We start from the raw sequence: 15,402 nt of genomic DNA on the forward strand, positions 1-15,402 counted from the left end.
AAGTCAGGCCGGGAAATTTTTGCGCAAGGCCTCGACACCACCGGTATAAACGCCGCTGAACAGCGCTTCGACCTCAGCCTCGGTCACACCGGCGATCGGGGTGAACACACCTGACCACGTGACTTTGGCCGAGTGCTCACCCAGCGCTTCAACCTGCAAGGTCGCCAGATACGCGCTCACCGGGAACGGCGATTCACTGATCGTGTAACTGTAGGTGCGCGCAGCGTTATCAAAGGTCTGCAGATGCTCGACCACCACCGCGCCATCCACGGTTTGCAGATGACGCACACGCCCACCTTCGCCCGGTTCGCTCTTGGCAATCAGGGGCAGCCAATCGGGCAACGAGTTGAAGCCGCCGACCAGGTGCCAGACGTCGTCGGCCGAGGCCGGAATTTCAATAAAAGCAGCGGCTTTGGCCACGATAAAACTCCACAACATGAGGAAAAGGGAGGCCAGCTTACGCTGCCTGTCGGCGCTCGTGCCATTGGTGGGCGGCCCACCGCCTCAAGCGAAGAAGTTTGCATGCACCACCTATCTGCCAGAGAAGAACAATGACGCGCATTATCCGGTGGCACTGCTGTGCAATAAATAGGGGTATCCGAATAACACTTTTGCGTTATACGCACAGCTTGGAGTCATCATGCAGAACTTCAACGAATTGAGTTTCAAGGCGCTGCGCCTTCCTCCATTACCCGGCAGATCCATCATCGACTTTTTTGTCGAACGCTTCGACAGCGTCCCTTACCGGGACCGCTGAATCAGAACAGCCACTGGCCGATCAGCCAGGCATTGGCGCCGCTGATCACGCTGAACAGACTCCAGGCCAGGATCCTGGTGGGCAGGCGATTGACGAAAGGCCCCATCAATTGCCGGTCGCCGGTCATGCGGATCAGTGGATACAGGGCAAAGGGCAACTGCAGGCTGAGCACCACCTGGCTGAGGATCAGCAACTTGCCAATGGCATCGTCCCCCATCAACCACACCCCGAGGAACGCCGGGATCAGCGCCAGGCCACGGGTGATCAGGCGGCGTTGCCAGCAGGGAATGCGCAGGTTGAGGTAGCCCTCCATGATCACCTGGCCGGCGATGGTGCCGGTGAAGGTCGAGCTTTGCCCGGACGCCAGCAAGGCAATGCCGAACAGGATACTGGCGAAGGCGCCGCCCACCAGCGGATCCAGCAGATGGTAGGCATCCTGGATTTCCACGACCTCGGTATGGCCGGTCTGGTGGAACGCCGCAGCCGCCAGCACCAGGATCGCGGCGTTGACCAGCAAGGCCAGGGCCAGGGAGCCGATGGTGTCGATGCGCGCCAGCTTGACCGCATCCTGGCGGCTGGCCAGGTCCTGGCCGAACAGGCGGGTTTGCACGATGGACGTGTGCAGGTACAGGTTGTGGGGCATTACCGTGGCCCCGAGGATGCCGATGGCCAGGTACAGCGGCGCGGCATCGCTGATCGCCGAGAGCGACGGTGTGAAACCACGCAAGACGTCCGGCCAATAGGGTTTGATCAGCACCAGTTCGACGAAGAAGCACACGCCGATGGTCGCCACCAGCGCCAACATGATCGCCTCCAGGCGCCGGAAGCCACGGTTTTGCAAGGCCAGGATCAGCAACGTGTCAAACGCGGTGATGACAATGCCGGTGGTCAGCGATACCCCCAGCAGCAGATGGAACGCCAGGGCGCAGCCAAGGACTTCGGCCAGGTCGGTGGCGATGATCGAGATTTCCGCCAGCACCCATTGCGTGCGCGCGGAGCGCTGGCTGTAGCGCTCGCGGCACAACTGCGCCAGGTCCTTGCCGGTGGCGATGCCCAGCCGTGAACACAGGCATTGCACCGCCATCCCCGCCAGGCTGGCGAGCAACACCACGAACAACAGACTGTAGCCATAGCGCGACCCGGCCTCGATGGCCGTGGCCCAGTTGCCGGGGTCCATGTAGCCGATGGAAATCAGCAGGCCGGGGCCGGCAAACTGCAGCACCCGTTTGAAAAACGACGCGCGGGGATCAACGGGGATGGTGCCCGCCACTTCTGGCGGGCAGAACGGGGCAGTGGCAATTTTCGGCAGGCTGAATTTCACGCGGGGTACCAGGCAAACACACAGGACAAGGACGCAGCTTAGCAGTCCGGAGCGACCGTGCGCATCAGCGTTTCCCGAGGTAGATCAAAGGCCTCGACCACCTGCACCACCAGGTCCATCTCCTGATTCAGCGCCTCACGCTCCATGCGCTGGCGAATCACCCCCAGCACCAGCACCGCCAGGGTCGTGATGGAATACGCCGGCCCGGAAAACGCCCGCACCCCGCTCACCAGCAGCATGGCCGCCGCCAGCGCCTGCCCCACCACCGGGATCGCCGTGGCCGCACCTCGGCGCAGGATAAACCCGGTCAGCCCGGCCAGCGCCGTACCGCTCAAGGCGGTGGTGGCCGAACGAGCGACATCGACACGGTTGAAAAACCCCTGCTCCTTTTGCGCCGCAGCCCTGAGTTCGGCCTCGAACACTGCGCGGTCGGCCAGGCTGAGTTTATCCTTGTATTGCTCGATCAGGGTCTCGGCGACCCGCTCTTCCAGGCTCACCAGGGCCACACTGTCGATGGGCTGGTCAAACTTGAGACCGACGCGCAAAGCCACGTCCTGGGCCAATTGGCGATAACTCACCCCATGCCCACGGGCCAGGTTCATAAAGCTGTCACCGCCCATACGCTGCAACTCGATAGCCAACTGCAATGGGTCGCGCACCTGCGCATCGATGGTCGCGCTGCGCTTGGCGGCCATCAGCTCGGCGAGAAACTGCAATTCTGGCGCCCGTGCCTGGCGCAGCACCGGGAACAGGTCCACGTCTTCCTCGGCAAAACGCACCTCGGCACTGCGCTGGTCCGCACGGATCATGCCGCGGCGCTCGTGCAGCAAGTCGGTGTACTGCACCACAGTCTGCAACTGCGGCCAGTAGGCAGCGTGATCGAAAGTGACCAGATGCACGTTGGTCACTTTGCCCTTGAGGGATGGCGTCAAGGGAATCGCATAGCGACCAATGCAGCGCTCGGTATCCGGCTTGAGCGCCAGGGCCCAGTCCTTGCTGGAGTGGCAGTTGATCACCCGCCCCTTGAGCGGCGCCGACACCTGCTCCCAGGGGCTGGACGTGCAAATCGCCCCACCCATCAACAACAGGTGATTGAGCGGCAGCTCCCGGGCCAGCTCGGGGCTGGCCAGCAGGCTCTTGACCAGCAGGCGGGCGCCCAGGGAATGGCCGATCAGGTTGATCTGGCGCACCTCGATGGATTCGGCATGCAGGTAGTTGGCCAACTCCACCAGCAGTGTCCTGGCCACTTCGTCCACCCGCGCTTCGACACTTTTGTAGTGATCGAGAAAATAGCCCACCGCCTTGCCCAGGCCCACGGTCGCCGCGCCCAGGGTGCCGCCGCCGAGCATCGAGGCGATGATGTCCTTGAAGGGGGCGAACAGGTTTTCCAGGAAATGCCCGGCCGGCCAGAACAGCATCAGGTTGGTCGAACCCTCGATCCCCGCCAGTTGCGCCTGGAAACTGGCCAACTGTTGCGGGTTGAAAAACGCGGAATAGCCATGGACATAGAGATTGAGCACCTGTCCCCGGGGCTCGCCGCACAGCACGAACGAGGGCTTGCGGGTGCGGTGCATTTCATCCCACTGGTGTTGCATGAGGCGGTGGCTCCTGGTGGCGTCGGGGGGCGATAGTAACAAGAACACGCCCTGCGTGGAGGGTTGTAGACAGCAACCGGCTGATGACTGAAGCACCCGCTTGGCCATGGTTTTAGTAAAAATTCAGATTCAAAAACGCCAAATCGCGCTCTAATAGCGCCCTGTCGATTCGCCTCAAAGATCCTGGAGTAAGCGATGCCCCATGAAGGCAACCTGTTACAAGCGGCCGTGGTGTTCCTGTTGGCCGCGGTGCTCACCGTGCCCCTGGCCAAGCACCTGAAACTGGGTGCGGTGCTGGGCTATCTGTTCGCCGGCGTGATTATCGGCCCCTCGGTACTGGGACTGATAGGCAACCCACAAAGCGTCGCGCAGTTCTCCGAGCTGGGGGTGGTGTTGTTGCTGTTCATCATCGGCCTGGAGCTATCGCCCAAACGCCTGTGGGTGATGCGCAAGGCGGTGTTTGGCGTGGGTCTGGCGCAAGTGCTGTTGACCGCCATGGTGATGGGCGCAGTGGCACTCTGGGCATTTGGCCAGTCGTGGAACAGCGCCATTGTGCTGGGCTTGGGCCTGGCGTTGTCCTCCACCGCCTTCGGCCTGCAAAGCCTGGCCGAACGCAAGGAACTGAACAGCCCCCACGGGCGCCTGGCCTTTGCGATCCTGCTGTTCCAGGACATCGCGGCAATCCCGCTGATCGCCATGGTGCCGCTGCTGGCCGGCAGCGACCACACCACCACCGCCGCCCAGGACCTGAACCACGGTTTGCAGGTATTGGGCAGCATCGCCGTGGTGATCATCGGTGGCCGCTACCTGCTGCGGCCGGTGTTTCGTATCGTCGCCAAGACCGGCCTGCGCGAAGTGTCCACCGCCACGGCGCTGCTGGTGGTGATCGGCACCGCCTGGCTGATGGAGCTGGTGGGGGTGTCCATGGCCCTCGGCGCGTTCCTCGCCGGCCTGCTGCTGGCCGACTCGGAGTACCGCCACGAGCTGGAGTCGCAAATCGAGCCGTTCAAAGGCCTGTTGCTGGGGCTGTTCTTTATCAGCGTGGGCATGGGCGCCAACATCGGCCTGTTGTTCAGCACGCCCTTTGTGGTGCTGGGGCTGACCCTGCTGCTGATCGCTATCAAGTTGCCGCTGCTGTACGCGGTCGGGCAGATGGTCGGCGAACTGAACCGCGAGAGCGCAGTACGCCTGGGTGTGGTGCTGGCGGCCGGTGGTGAGTTTGCCTTCGTGGTGTTCAAGATCGGCCGCGACCAGGGCCTGTTCGCCCCGCACCTGTACGACGTGCTGGTGCTGACCATCACCCTGTCCATGGCCCTCACGCCCCTGCTGTTGCTGCTGTGCCCGAAACTGTTCAGGCCCAAGGCCAAGCCGGTGGAAGTGCCAGAAGAGTACCGCGCCATCGAGAGCGATGCGCCACGGGTGGTGATCGCCGGCATGGGCCGTATGGGGCAGATCGTGGCACGGATCCTACGGGCGCAAAACATTTCGTTTATCGCCCTCGACACCTCGGTGGAAACCATCGAGCTGACCCGCAGTTTCGGCGGCATGCCGGTGTTCTACGGTGATCCGCAGCGGCCAGAGATCCTGCATGCGGCAAAGGTCGACCAGGCCGAGTACTTCGTGATCGCCATGGATGATCCCGAAATCAATATCAAGACCGCTGAACTGGTGCGCAACCTTTACCCGCACATGAAGATCATCGCCCGAGCCCGTAACCGCCAGCATGTGCATCGCCTGGTGGACCTGGATGCGTCACCGGTGCGCGAAACCTTCTATTCCAGCCTGGAAATGAGCCGCCGTACCCTGGTCGGCCTGGGACTGAGCGAGACCCAGGCCGATGCGCGGATCAACCGCTTCAAACACCATGACTTGCAACTGTTGACCGCCCAACACGCGGTGTACGACGACGCGGCCAAGGTGATGCAGTCGGCCCAGGAGTCTCGTGCAGAATTGGCCCGTCTGTTTGAAATGGACCGTCTTGAGGAAGAGTCCGGCAAGACTTGAGGATGGATCTGAACGAAATTGCGAATTTTCTGACAGAATACGTCGCAATTTCGTTCACCCATTGGACCACCTCATGGCCATTCTCAGCAAAACCGCCGCCCGCCTGGCCCTGGCGCTGACCATCAGCCTGGGCGCCAGCCCGCTGTTCGCGGCAGCCAAGCCGGCCACTGCGCAACCGGACGACTTCCAGATCGTCTCGACCCTCGACGGCAAATTCACCTTCACCCTGCCCAAAGGCTATGTCGCCGACGCCTTGCCCGCTGGCGCGCAAGCCCAGGGTACCGCTGGCGCCAACGGCACGATGTACATCAACCAGGCGTCAAAAAGCGTGGTGGTTGTGGCCCAGACCCTGCGCAACGATGGTATCGACCTGAAGGACGACGAACCGCTGTTTCTCGATAGCGCGGTTGAAGGTTTCCTCAAGGACGTCGGCACCAGCCTGCCGGACTACAAGAAACTGTCGCAAAAGAAACTGCTGATCAAAGGCGTAGGCCTGCGCCAGATTGATGCCACCGCGAGCATGGGCGGCGGCAAGACCTTGAACTCGACCTTCCTGGCCGGCTCCGGCAATCGGTTGCTGGTGATCCAGGCCATTTCCCGGGCCGAGGACGTGACGGGGCATGGGCTGCTGGTAAGACAGATTACCAGCGGTAAATAACTCTGCTCCTACAGGAGATATGACTAACACCCACCTGTGATCGCGACAGTCTCAGGGCCGGCCGAGCAAGTGGCTCATGGCGGTCTTGAGTTTCATCGGCCGCACCGGCTTGTGCATCAACGTATGCCCCAACTCGCGGATCTGCAGTTTCAGTTCATTGCTGTAGTTGGCCGTGATCATCATCGCCGGGATCGCGCTGGCTCGCCGCGCATTGATCCTGGCCACCGCGTCCACGCCATTCTGCTCGTCATCCAGGTGATAGTCGGCAATCAGCAAGTCCGCCTGGGCATGGTAGTTGTCCACCTGGCGCGCCAGGTCCTGCTCGGACAAGGCCGTCACCACCTGGCAGCCCCAGCCCTCAAGCAGCGTGCGCATACCGGCGCAGATCGCGGCGTCGTTATCCAGCACCCACACCCGCGCGCCCTGCAAACGCTCCAGCATCGGCTCGCTCATCACAGGTTTGGGCAACGCCTTGGGCGCGGTGCTGCTCAGCGGTACCTCCACGCTGAACATCGAGCCCCGGCCCGGCCATGAGCGTACGGTGATCCGGTGCCCGAGAATCCTGGCGATCTTCTCCACAATCGCCAGGCCCAGGCCCAGCCCGCGATCCTGATCCGGGCGTTGCACATCACCGCGCTTGAACTCCTGGAAAATCTCCTCCAGACGCTCCTCGGCGATGCCCATGCCAGTGTCCCAGACCTGGATCGACAAGCGCTGATGCTCACGCCGACAGCCCAGCAGCACACGCCCGCTAAAGGTGTAGCGAATGGCATTGCTCAACAGGTTGCGCAAGATCCTCGCCAGCAGTTGAACGTCACTGCGTACCAGTGCCGAGCAACCGATAAAATGCAACTCCAGCCCCTCACTGCGCGCCACTTGGGTGTATTCGGCGGCCAGGTTGTCCAGCAGTTCGCTCAAGGCAAACGGCGCGATATCGGCCTTGATCACCCCGGCATCGAGTTTGGAAATATCCACCAGGGTACCCAGCAGGTTTTCCACATCCTCCAGGGAGTTGCTGACATTACGCACCAGCGTCTCGTTGGCCACCGGGTCGCGCCGTTCCAGCAAGGCGCCGGTAAACAAGCGCGCGGCATTGAGCGGTTGCAGCAGGTCATGGCTGACCGCTGCGAGAAACTTGGTTTTCGACAGGTTGGCCTGCTCGGCTTCCAGCTTGGCCTCACGCAAGCGCGATTCCACGCGGCGACGCTCGTCGATTTCCTGCAGCAACTGGTCGTTGAGCGAGGTCAGCTCGGCCGTACGCTCGCGTACCCGCAGCTCCAGGTTCTGATAGGCCTGGTGCAAGGCTTCGGCGGTGCGGCGGCGCTCGGTAATGTCGCGGATCAGCACAAAGATCCCCACCACTTCGCCACTGGCCAGGCGGTTGGGCACATAGGAGCGCAGCATGTAGCGCTCCTGGTGGTTGCTGTTGGTTTCGGCGAACTCAAAGGTCACGCTCTCCCCCGCCAACGCCTGCGCCACGTAGGTTTGCAGACGCTGGTAATGCTGTTCGCTGTGGGCCTGGCGCAGGCTTTTGCCGAGCATCGCGCCCTGGGGCCAGCAATACCATTGCTCGTAGACTTTATTGGTGAACTCGTAGATCAAGTCGCCATTGAGGTAGGCAATCAACGCTGGCACATGGTCGGTAATCAGGCGAATCCAGCGCTCGCTCTCCTGGGATTTCTGCGCGACGGCTTGTTCTCGGCGCAGGGTCTCGGCCAGTTTGACGTCGGTGATATCAGTAAACAGAATCACCCGGCCGCCGTCCTGGGTCGGCCGTTCGCTGACTTGCAGCCAGCGCCCGTTATCCAGGCGATAGAACAGGGTCTCATCGGCGTGTCCGTGGGCCTCTTCAGTGAACAGGCCGTTGACCGTCATCAACCGCTTGACCTCGCGCAGGCCCATGCCCGCGACAATCTGCACCGGGCTGTTGCTCCAGAACCCCTGGAAGCGGCTGTTGAACAACACAATATGTTGGTGCTGGTCGAACAGCACAAAGGCATCGGAAATGCTCTCGATGGCATCGATCAGATGCTGGTGTGCGGTTTCTGCCCGCAGTCGGGCATCACTCAGCAGATGGTTGCTGGCCTTGAGTTCGGCCATGGCCTGGTTCAACGCATCGGTACGCTCGCGGACCTGCTCGGCCAGCACCACCGAATGCTGGAACGCCGCATAAGGGTCGTTGCCACGGGTGGCACCGGACTCGATGCGTTCGATCAGCGCGGCGTTGATCCGTTGCAGCTTGTGGTTGTCCTGCTGCAGGGCGCTGATCTGCGCCTGCAGTTCAGCGCTGTCCAGGGGGGCGACCACGGGCAATGGCGACCCCGGTAAAGGTCTGGTTGATGTGCATGCCATTGAACTGCTCTCCGTAGGTGTTGAACCCCATCACCCGTTGCTCACGCAGGAACGTGCCGATCGACTCCAGGGTGCCGTGGTCTTCCAGTTCCAGGCGCCTGAGGAAACAGTCGCAGCCGATGGTCAGCAGCAGGTCGCCAAGGCGTGCTTGCAGGCCGTCGAACAGGGTTTGCAGGTTGGGCAGGATCGGCCCCGGCGTCATGGCGGTGAGGACGATGCCGTTCTCTACCGCACAGTAAAAACTCAGGCTCAGGTCATCGTGGACCCGCTGGATCGCGCGCACGTAGTACTGGTCGTTGATGCGCACCGCCAGTGGGTGGGCGGCGAAGATCCGGTGATCGAGTTGTTCCACCGCCACGCCGATATGTCGGGCGTATTCTTCGGCGGCAGGTTCGGCATTCAGTTCGAAGACCCGCCGCGAAGGGCTGTCGGCGCCGGTCACTACCAGTTTCTGCGCCCGGGGCAGGATGTGGTGGGTGGTGAACACTTCAAAATCCAGCCAGGTATTGACCAGCACCACCACCGCCGCGCCGCTGTGAAACTCACCGTCGAAGTACACGTGAGTGTGGGTCAGGTGGTTGTCATCACCCGCCGAGCCGCCAAAGTGCGGGATATCGCCCAGAGCCGCACTCAGGGCGGCGAGGACCATTTCTTCACGGTTGGACAGGCCATCGAGCAGGGTCAAGGCAAAGCTGTTGCCCTTGATCGGCGCCAGGCTGTTGCTGCGACAGCCACCCACCAGGCGCTCGACCATTTGCTGGGCGTCGATCAGGCTGAAGTGCTCAACCTGGTCGATCAATTCGGTGGCGATGGAAAAGTGCGCATGATCAAACCCCACCGCTGTCACGCAATTGCGCCCATAGCCCTGGGGCGTGATTTCGCCGGCACTGGTGCAACCCACCACGCGGATCCCGCCGAAACGCTGTTGCAGGGCCTGGCCGAGGGCCTTGAGGTCATAGGTGGCGGAGCAGAAGAACAGCACGAAACCCAGGTACGGATGCAACAACTGGCTGGCCAGTTCATCAGCCACCTGCCACGCCTCGCTGGCCTGGGACATGGCTGTGACTACGCCTTCGCTGTGCACCTGTTGCATGGTCACCTCCGCCTTTGAAGATCAAGTGTACGAACGCGCGGGGTGGCGACCTATGCTACTTGGGTACTGGGTCGGGGCTTCGATGGGATGAGAGTCACTCATTGCCGAGGAGCCAATATGGAATGGGATCAACAATGTGGGAGCGGGCTTGCTCGCGAATGCGGTGGGTCAGTCAGCCATTTTTCAACTGACCCACCGCATTCGCGAGCAAGCCCGCTCCCACACTTTTGACCGTGTTCCAGGTCATTACCAGGTGAGCACCGCACCTACGGCAAAGGTATCGGTGTCTTCGTTCTGCGCGCTGGTGTCGTGGCCGGTGATCTCGAACTGGTTGTACTCGGCCACCAGTTTCAGGTTGTCGTTGATGTCATGGAACAGGGCAATGCCACGGGTTTCATAATCCGCGCCGCTGCCGACCACACCGTTGCCGTCGTCCTTGGTCTTGCCGTAGGACAGGGCCAGTCGGTTCTTGCCCAGTTTGTAGGAGCCCTGCAACAGGTAGCCGTTGCTGTCGACATTACGCAGCGTCGCCTCACCCGCGTTGTTGGTGAAGAACGGGTTGATGCCCTTGGCCTGGAAGCCCGAGCCGGTCAGCGACAAGCCGCCCATCTTCGCTTGCACGCCATAGCCCAGGCCCTTGGAGGTCACCGATTCGACGGTGGAATCGGTGTTGTCCGAAGTCTGGTAGCTGCCGTTGAGCCAGCTGTAGATCTTCGCCCCGCCGACATCGAACTGGTAGGTGATCTCGCTCTCGGTGCGCGGGTTCTTCTGGTAGGCCTTGCCCAGCGTGCTGCTGTCGTTGGTATCGACCGGGTCCATGATGCCCACCGCCACGCGCAGGCCGTCCATCACTGGGGTGCGGTAGGTGATCTGCGAGGTGGGGAACGGGTACGGGTAACCACTGCCGATATTGCCGAACGACACCCCGCCGCCGTCCACCAGGCCCAGGCTGTCGCTGACCTGGCCATAACCGGCGAGGAGTTCGTCGAGCAGGATGTTGGAGCGGGCGAACAGGCCGAAGTCCTTGCCGATCAACACCTCGCCCCATTCGGGGTTGGCCACGGTGCCGTAGAACTGGCGCACGTCGATGGCGGTGTCGGTGCCGTTGGTTTCGCTGTCGTTGATGGTCACCCAGAACGAGGCCCGGGCGCCGAGCCTGAGGTCATCGACCTGCTTGCCCATGTTGAAGCCCAGGTAGTTGGGCAGAAACCCCATCTTCACCCGCGACTGGCGCCGGTCGTACTGTTCGCCGGCACGGTCCACATCGCTGTTGACGTAGAAGGCGTTGATATAGCCATCGGTCGAGAATGTGGTCTCGTCCTTGTCGTACAGCACGATTTCGGCCTGGGCCACTGAACTCAAGCCGAGGCTGGCGATAAAGACAGGCAACAAATGACGGGGGACATTCTTATTGTTATGCATGGCGCGCTCCGCGACGGGGGTCTGGGTGTCGGAGGCGATTATCGAAAGGCAGGCTGCGCGGTTAAACGCTGCCTTGGAAGGGAATGTGCGGTGCTTTGGACGGCGGCAAGGGCCCGCCACTTAAGGCTTACACCTGTAGGAGCGAGCTTGCTCGCGAAGGTCGTCAACGATGACGCGGGGTGCTTGAAAGAACGGCGGCGTCCTTGGGTTTTTCGCGAGCAAGGTGAGCGGTGCGCAGGTTAGACAGCGTTGAACAACATCCCGCCGGCGACCACCACACACAGGCTGGCAAAACCGACTTGCAGCACCCGCGCCGGCACCCGCGAACCCAGGCGCCGGCCAATGAGCATGCCGACAATGCTGGCGCCGATAAACACCCAGCCCAGAAGGTCGATGGTCACGCCCGCATGAAACGCCCCCACCACGCCGATTAGCGAGATCAGGCTGATCACCATCAGCGACGTGGCGACGATCCCGCGCATCTGCACATCGGTCAGTTGCTTGAACGCCGGCACAATCAGAAAGCCGCCACCCACGCCGAGCAGGCCCGATACCGCCCCCGTCACCGCACCCAATGCGGCCAGGGTCGCGGTGCATTTGGCGGTCCAGGAAAAGCGCCCGGTCTGCTGATCGAGCATGCAGTTCTTCTGCCCCCAGGACGCAGCGCCGTGGTCGCTGGGGCCGGCTTCGACCTTCTCGCGCCGCAACATGCGCCACGCCACCAGCACCATCAGCGCGCTGAACAGGCCCATCAGGATCTTGTCCGGCAGTTGATGGGCAAAAAACACACCCAGTGGTGAAAACAGCGCGCCGAGCAAGGCGATCAACAGCGCCGCGCGGTAACGCACCAGGCCGTGGCGCAGGCCATCGATGGCACCGACGGCCGCCGCCGCGCCGACCGCGAACAACGACACCGGCGCCGCTTCGGTCATGCTCAAGCCCAGCCCCAACACCAACGCCGGCACGCCGAGAATCCCGCCCCCGGCACCGGTCAAGCCCATGACCAGGCCCATCATCACGCCAAAAAAACTTGCCAGCAGCATAGGGTTCTCTCAATCCACCTTGGCCAGACGGGTCAGCCACTCGCGGCCCTTGAGCATGCCGTTCCAGTAGAACCACGGCAGCAGCGTCGCCTTGAGCAACCACGCCGAGCGCCGCGCCACCGTCGGGTCGAGGGGGAACGTGGGCAACAGTTTGCCGCCATAGCCGAACTCGGCCAGCACCACCTTGCCCTTCTCGACCGTCAGCGGGCAGGAGCCATAGCCGTCGTACTTGAGCGGCAACGGCGCCTGTCTGCGCAGGGCCAGCAGGTTCTCGGCCACCACCACGATCTGCTTGCGCACCGCCGCCGCGGTCTTGGCATTGCTGGTGGAGCACACATCGCCAAGGGCGAAGATGTGCGGGTAGCGCACCTGTTGCAGGCTGTGAGGGTCGACTTCACACCAGCCGGCAGCATCGGCCAACGGGCTGTGGCGGATAAAGTCCGGGGCTATTTGAGGGGGGACTACGTGCAGCAGGTCGAAGGTTTTTTCCTCGACGCTGACATTGCCCTCGGCGTCCCTGACCTCGAACCAGGCCTTGCGCGCCGGGCCATCGACCTTGATCAGGTTGGAGTTGAAGGCCAACCGCGCGTGGTATTTCTCGACGTACTTCATCAACGGCGGGACAAAGGTCGCGACGCCAAACAGGGCCGCGCCCGCCAGGTTGAACTCAACCTCGATGTGGTGCAGGTCGCCTTGCCTGAGCCAGTGATCACAGGACAGATACAGGGCTTTTTGCGGCGCGCCGGCACATTTGATCGGCATGGCCGGCTGGGTGAAGATCGCCTTGCCACCCTTGAGCTGTTGCACCAACTGCCAGGTGTAGGCCGCGTGCTGGTAGCTGTAGTTGGAGGTGACGCCGTTGTGGCCCAGGGTCTGCTCCAGGCCTTCGATTTTCTCCCAGGCCAGGCGCAGGCCCGGGCATACAATCAGGTTGTTCCAGGTCACGCGCTGGCCGCTGTCGAGCAGCAGGGCCTGCTCGTCGGGCAGCAGCTCGCTGACCGCCGCCTGGACCCAGGTCACGCCATCGGGCAGCACCCGGGCCATGGGCCGCATGGTTTTGCGAATGTCATGGGCGCCGCCGCCCACCAGGGTCCAGGCGGGTTGGTAGTAATGTTCGGCGCTGGGTTCGATCAGGATGATATTCAGCTGCGGGTCGCGCTTGAGCAGGCTGGCCAGCAGGCCGATGCCTGCCGAGCCGCCGCCGATGACTACGATATCGCCACTGATGGTTGGGCCACAGTGTTGCTCGTTCATGGTCTATCGCCTTTTGAATCAATGCACACAAGGGTCGCTGCCGCATGGCGTCACGCCCAGCTTTTTATCACCGCCCCGCAGTACAACCCGGAGAGGGTTTTCATCACTTGAATCACTTCGTGGCTGGCCAGCCCGTAAAAGATGTACTTGCCTTCACGGCGAGTCGCCACCAGTCCCTCATCGCGCAGGATCCCCAACTGCTGAGACAACGTCGGCTGGCGCACGCCGGTCATGGTTTCCAGCTCACCGACGTTGCGTTCACCCTGGGTCAACTGACAGAGGATCAACAGCCGGTCCTCATTGGCCAGGGCCTTGAGCAAGGTGCACGCCTTGGACGCCGATGCACGCAACTGGGCGACTTCGCCTTCACTCAGACTGGATTCCATTTGCCTCGGTCCTTTCTCTCACTTAAGCTCAAAACATTATGTTTAAACATAAAGTGAATATCACGCCTTTTTTTAGCCATCAGGGACCGCCGTCATGTCAGCGCTGATTCAACCCTTCCTGGACGAGGCCTCGTCGACCTGGACCTATATCGTCTATGAAGCCGACGGTGGCCCCTGCGCCATCGTCGATTCGGTACTCGATTACGACCCGGCGTCCGGGCGCACCAGCACCGCGCAGGCCGAGCGGCTGGTCGCTTTTGTGGTTGAGCACCGCTTGCAAGTGCAATGGCTGCTGGAAACCCACGCCCACGCCGATCACCTCTCTGCCGCGCCTTATCTGCGCCGGCAGTTGGGCGGCAAGATCGCGATTGGGCAGTCCATCAGCAAGGTCCAAGATGTGTTCAAGAACCTGTTCAATCTGGAGCCGGAGTTCCGCGCCGATGGTTCACAGTTCGACCACCTGTTCGCCCCCAACGAGATCTTCCACATCGGCCACCTCAAGGCCCAGGCCCTGCACGTGCCCGGCCACACCCCGGCGGACATGGCCTACCTGATCGACGACCAGATGATCCTGGTCGGCGACACGCTGTTCATGCCTGACGTCGGCACCGCCCGCTGCGACTTCCCCGGCGGCGATGCGCACCAGTTGTATGCCTCGATGCGCACGTTGCTGGCCTTCCCTGCCGACACACGGTTGTATGTGTGCCATGACTACCCACCGCAAGGCCGCCCGGCCAAATGCCTGACCACCGTGGCCGAGCAGCGAGCAGGCAATATTCATGTGCATGACGGGGTGGATGAGGCGGCGTTTGTGCAGATGCGCACAACGCGTGATGCCGGGTTGGGCATGCCGACGCTATTGCTGCCGGCGATCCAGGTGAATGTGCGGGCGGGGCATATGCCGCCGGCGGAAGACAACGGGGTGGTGTACCTGAAGATCCCCCTCAACCAACTGTGAAACACCAGCTCCTACATTTTCAAACGCATTCCAATCATCAACCCAGGTTGATGCCATTGGCCGGCAACGGCAGCGCCGTCTTGTAGCGCACCTGCTTGAGCGCAAAGCTCGAACGGATGTTCGCCACCCCCGGTACCTTGGTCAGGAAATCCATCATGAAGCGCTCCAGCGACTGGATAGTCGGCACCAGCACCCGGATCAAATAGTCGGGATCGCCGGCCATCAGGTAGCACTCCATCACCTCCGGCCGGTCGGAAATCGCCCCCTCGAACTGTTGCAGCGCCAGTTCGTTCTGTTTTTCCAGGCTGACGTGGATAAACACATTGACGTGCAACCCCAGCAGGTCAGCGTCCAGCAGTGTCACCTGGTCACGGATCAGCCCCAGTTCTTCCATCGCCTTGACCCGGTTGAAACACGGTGTGGGCGACAGGTTGACCGAGCGTGCGAGGTCGGCGTTGGTGATGCGGGCGTTCTCCTGAAGACTGTTGAGAATCCCGATATCGATACGGTCCAGCTTGCGCATGAGACAAAACCACCTGTTTATTATGTTTATGCAGAT

The 15,402-nt window shown here is 61.9% G+C and carries 13 protein-coding genes; 3 read left to right on the top strand and 10 right to left on the bottom strand.

Translation table 11 applies throughout. The features are described from left to right. Positions 1-3: 3 nt before the first annotated feature. From KL786_RS09360 to KL786_RS09370, 3 genes are all read right to left on the bottom strand, one after another. Entirely contained in the window at positions 4-438 is a 435-nt protein-coding gene (locus KL786_RS09360; protein ID WP_252193658.1) for an SRPBCC family protein, read from the bottom strand. A gap of 320 nt (positions 439-758) precedes the next feature. Further along, positions 759-2,078: an Nramp family divalent metal transporter gene (locus KL786_RS09365; RefSeq protein WP_032861093.1), complete on the bottom strand. Its 1,320-nt coding sequence runs from the start codon at positions 2,076-2,078 to the stop codon at positions 759-761. A gap of 38 nt (positions 2,079-2,116) precedes the next feature. Next, a complete protein-coding gene (locus KL786_RS09370) occupies positions 2,117-3,673 on the bottom strand; it encodes a DUF726 domain-containing protein (protein WP_215517423.1) in 1,557 nt (518 codons plus the stop codon). A 195-nt stretch (positions 3,674-3,868) separates the two neighbouring features. Here KL786_RS09370 and KL786_RS09375 point away from each other — a divergent pair, with 195 nt between their 5' ends. Continuing rightward, positions 3,869-5,677 (top strand): monovalent cation:proton antiporter-2 (CPA2) family protein, encoded by a 1,809-nt coding sequence (locus tag KL786_RS09375; RefSeq protein ID WP_154841742.1) that lies wholly within the window; start codon positions 3,869-3,871, stop codon positions 5,675-5,677. A gap of 73 nt (positions 5,678-5,750) precedes the next feature. After that, complete coding sequence (locus KL786_RS09380; RefSeq protein WP_065943695.1) at positions 5,751-6,335, top strand: DcrB/PsbP domain-containing protein; 585 nt, start codon at positions 5,751-5,753, stop codon at positions 6,333-6,335. 51 nt (positions 6,336-6,386) lie between these two features. On the opposite strand, the gene KL786_RS09385 is transcribed toward KL786_RS09380, so the two are convergent. The 6 genes from KL786_RS09385 to KL786_RS09410 form a co-directional block, all read right to left on the bottom strand. Continuing rightward, positions 6,387-8,648 carry a hybrid sensor histidine kinase/response regulator gene (locus KL786_RS09385; RefSeq protein ID WP_252193669.1) on the bottom strand — a complete coding sequence of 754 codons (2,262 nt, stop codon included), beginning with the start codon at positions 8,646-8,648 and terminating at the stop codon, positions 6,387-6,389. Further along, positions 8,617-9,780 carry a nitric oxide-sensing protein NosP gene (gene nosP / locus KL786_RS09390; protein ID WP_215517425.1) on the bottom strand — a complete coding sequence of 388 codons (1,164 nt, stop codon included), beginning with the start codon at positions 9,778-9,780 and terminating at the stop codon, positions 8,617-8,619. Before nosP ends, KL786_RS09385 begins: the two co-directional genes overlap by 32 nt. Before the next feature lie 246 nt (positions 9,781-10,026). Beyond that, the gene (locus KL786_RS09395) at positions 10,027-11,202 is read right to left on the bottom strand and encodes a porin (RefSeq protein ID WP_215517426.1); all 1,176 of its coding nucleotides are present in this window, start codon (positions 11,200-11,202) and stop codon (positions 10,027-10,029) included. 239 nt (positions 11,203-11,441) lie between these two features. Beyond that, positions 11,442-12,245 carry a sulfite exporter TauE/SafE family protein gene (locus tag KL786_RS09400; protein WP_215517427.1) on the bottom strand — a complete coding sequence of 268 codons (804 nt, stop codon included), beginning with the start codon at positions 12,243-12,245 and terminating at the stop codon, positions 11,442-11,444. Positions 12,246-12,254: 9 nt separating this feature from the next. Next, positions 12,255-13,499, bottom strand: coding sequence for an NAD(P)/FAD-dependent oxidoreductase (locus tag KL786_RS09405; protein WP_215517428.1), 1,245 nt, complete (start codon positions 13,497-13,499; stop codon positions 12,255-12,257). Between the two features lie 50 nt (positions 13,500-13,549). Beyond that, complete coding sequence (locus KL786_RS09410; RefSeq protein WP_032860171.1) at positions 13,550-13,885, bottom strand: ArsR/SmtB family transcription factor; 336 nt, start codon at positions 13,883-13,885, stop codon at positions 13,550-13,552. Between the two features lie 94 nt (positions 13,886-13,979). Between KL786_RS09410 and KL786_RS09415 the strand changes: the two genes are divergently transcribed. Then, a complete protein-coding gene (locus KL786_RS09415; protein ID WP_215517429.1) occupies positions 13,980-14,843 on the top strand; it encodes an MBL fold metallo-hydrolase in 864 nt (287 codons plus the stop codon). A gap of 37 nt (positions 14,844-14,880) precedes the next feature. On the opposite strand, the gene bkdR is transcribed toward KL786_RS09415, so the two are convergent. Further along, entirely contained in the window at positions 14,881-15,366 is a 486-nt protein-coding gene (gene bkdR / locus KL786_RS09420; RefSeq protein ID WP_032860173.1) for a Bkd operon transcriptional regulator BkdR, read from the bottom strand. Positions 15,367-15,402: the final 36 nt, after the last annotated feature.

Source organism: Pseudomonas sp. TAE6080, from assembly GCF_018732265.1.
Lineage (GTDB): Bacteria > Pseudomonadota > Gammaproteobacteria > Pseudomonadales > Pseudomonadaceae > Aquipseudomonas > Aquipseudomonas brenneri.

Excerpts from the sequence above, each read along its gene's own strand:
- bkdR (WP_032860173.1), bottom strand. The coding sequence starts at position 15,366 with ATGCGCAAGCTGGACCGTATCGATATCGGGATTCTCAACAGTCTTCAG.
- KL786_RS09400 (WP_215517427.1), bottom strand. The coding sequence starts at position 12,245 with ATGCTGCTGGCAAGTTTTTTTGGCGTGATGATGGGCCTGGTCATGGGC.
- KL786_RS09370 (WP_215517423.1), bottom strand. The coding sequence starts at position 3,673 with ATGCAACACCAGTGGGATGAAATGCACCGCACCCGCAAGCCCTCGTTC.
- KL786_RS09395 (WP_215517426.1), bottom strand. The coding sequence starts at position 11,202 with ATGCATAACAATAAGAATGTCCCCCGTCATTTGTTGCCTGTCTTTATC.
- KL786_RS09360 (WP_252193658.1), bottom strand. The coding sequence starts at position 438 with ATGTTGTGGAGTTTTATCGTGGCCAAAGCCGCTGCTTTTATTGAAATT.
- nosP (WP_215517425.1), bottom strand. The coding sequence starts at position 9,780 with ATGCAACAGGTGCACAGCGAAGGCGTAGTCACAGCCATGTCCCAGGCC.
- KL786_RS09380 (WP_065943695.1), top strand. The coding sequence starts at position 5,751 with ATGGCCATTCTCAGCAAAACCGCCGCCCGCCTGGCCCTGGCGCTGACC.
- KL786_RS09410 (WP_032860171.1), bottom strand. The coding sequence starts at position 13,885 with ATGGAATCCAGTCTGAGTGAAGGCGAAGTCGCCCAGTTGCGTGCATCG.
- KL786_RS09415 (WP_215517429.1), top strand. The coding sequence starts at position 13,980 with ATGTCAGCGCTGATTCAACCCTTCCTGGACGAGGCCTCGTCGACCTGG.
- KL786_RS09405 (WP_215517428.1), bottom strand. The coding sequence starts at position 13,499 with ATGAACGAGCAACACTGTGGCCCAACCATCAGTGGCGATATCGTAGTC.
- KL786_RS09375 (WP_154841742.1), top strand. The coding sequence starts at position 3,869 with ATGCCCCATGAAGGCAACCTGTTACAAGCGGCCGTGGTGTTCCTGTTG.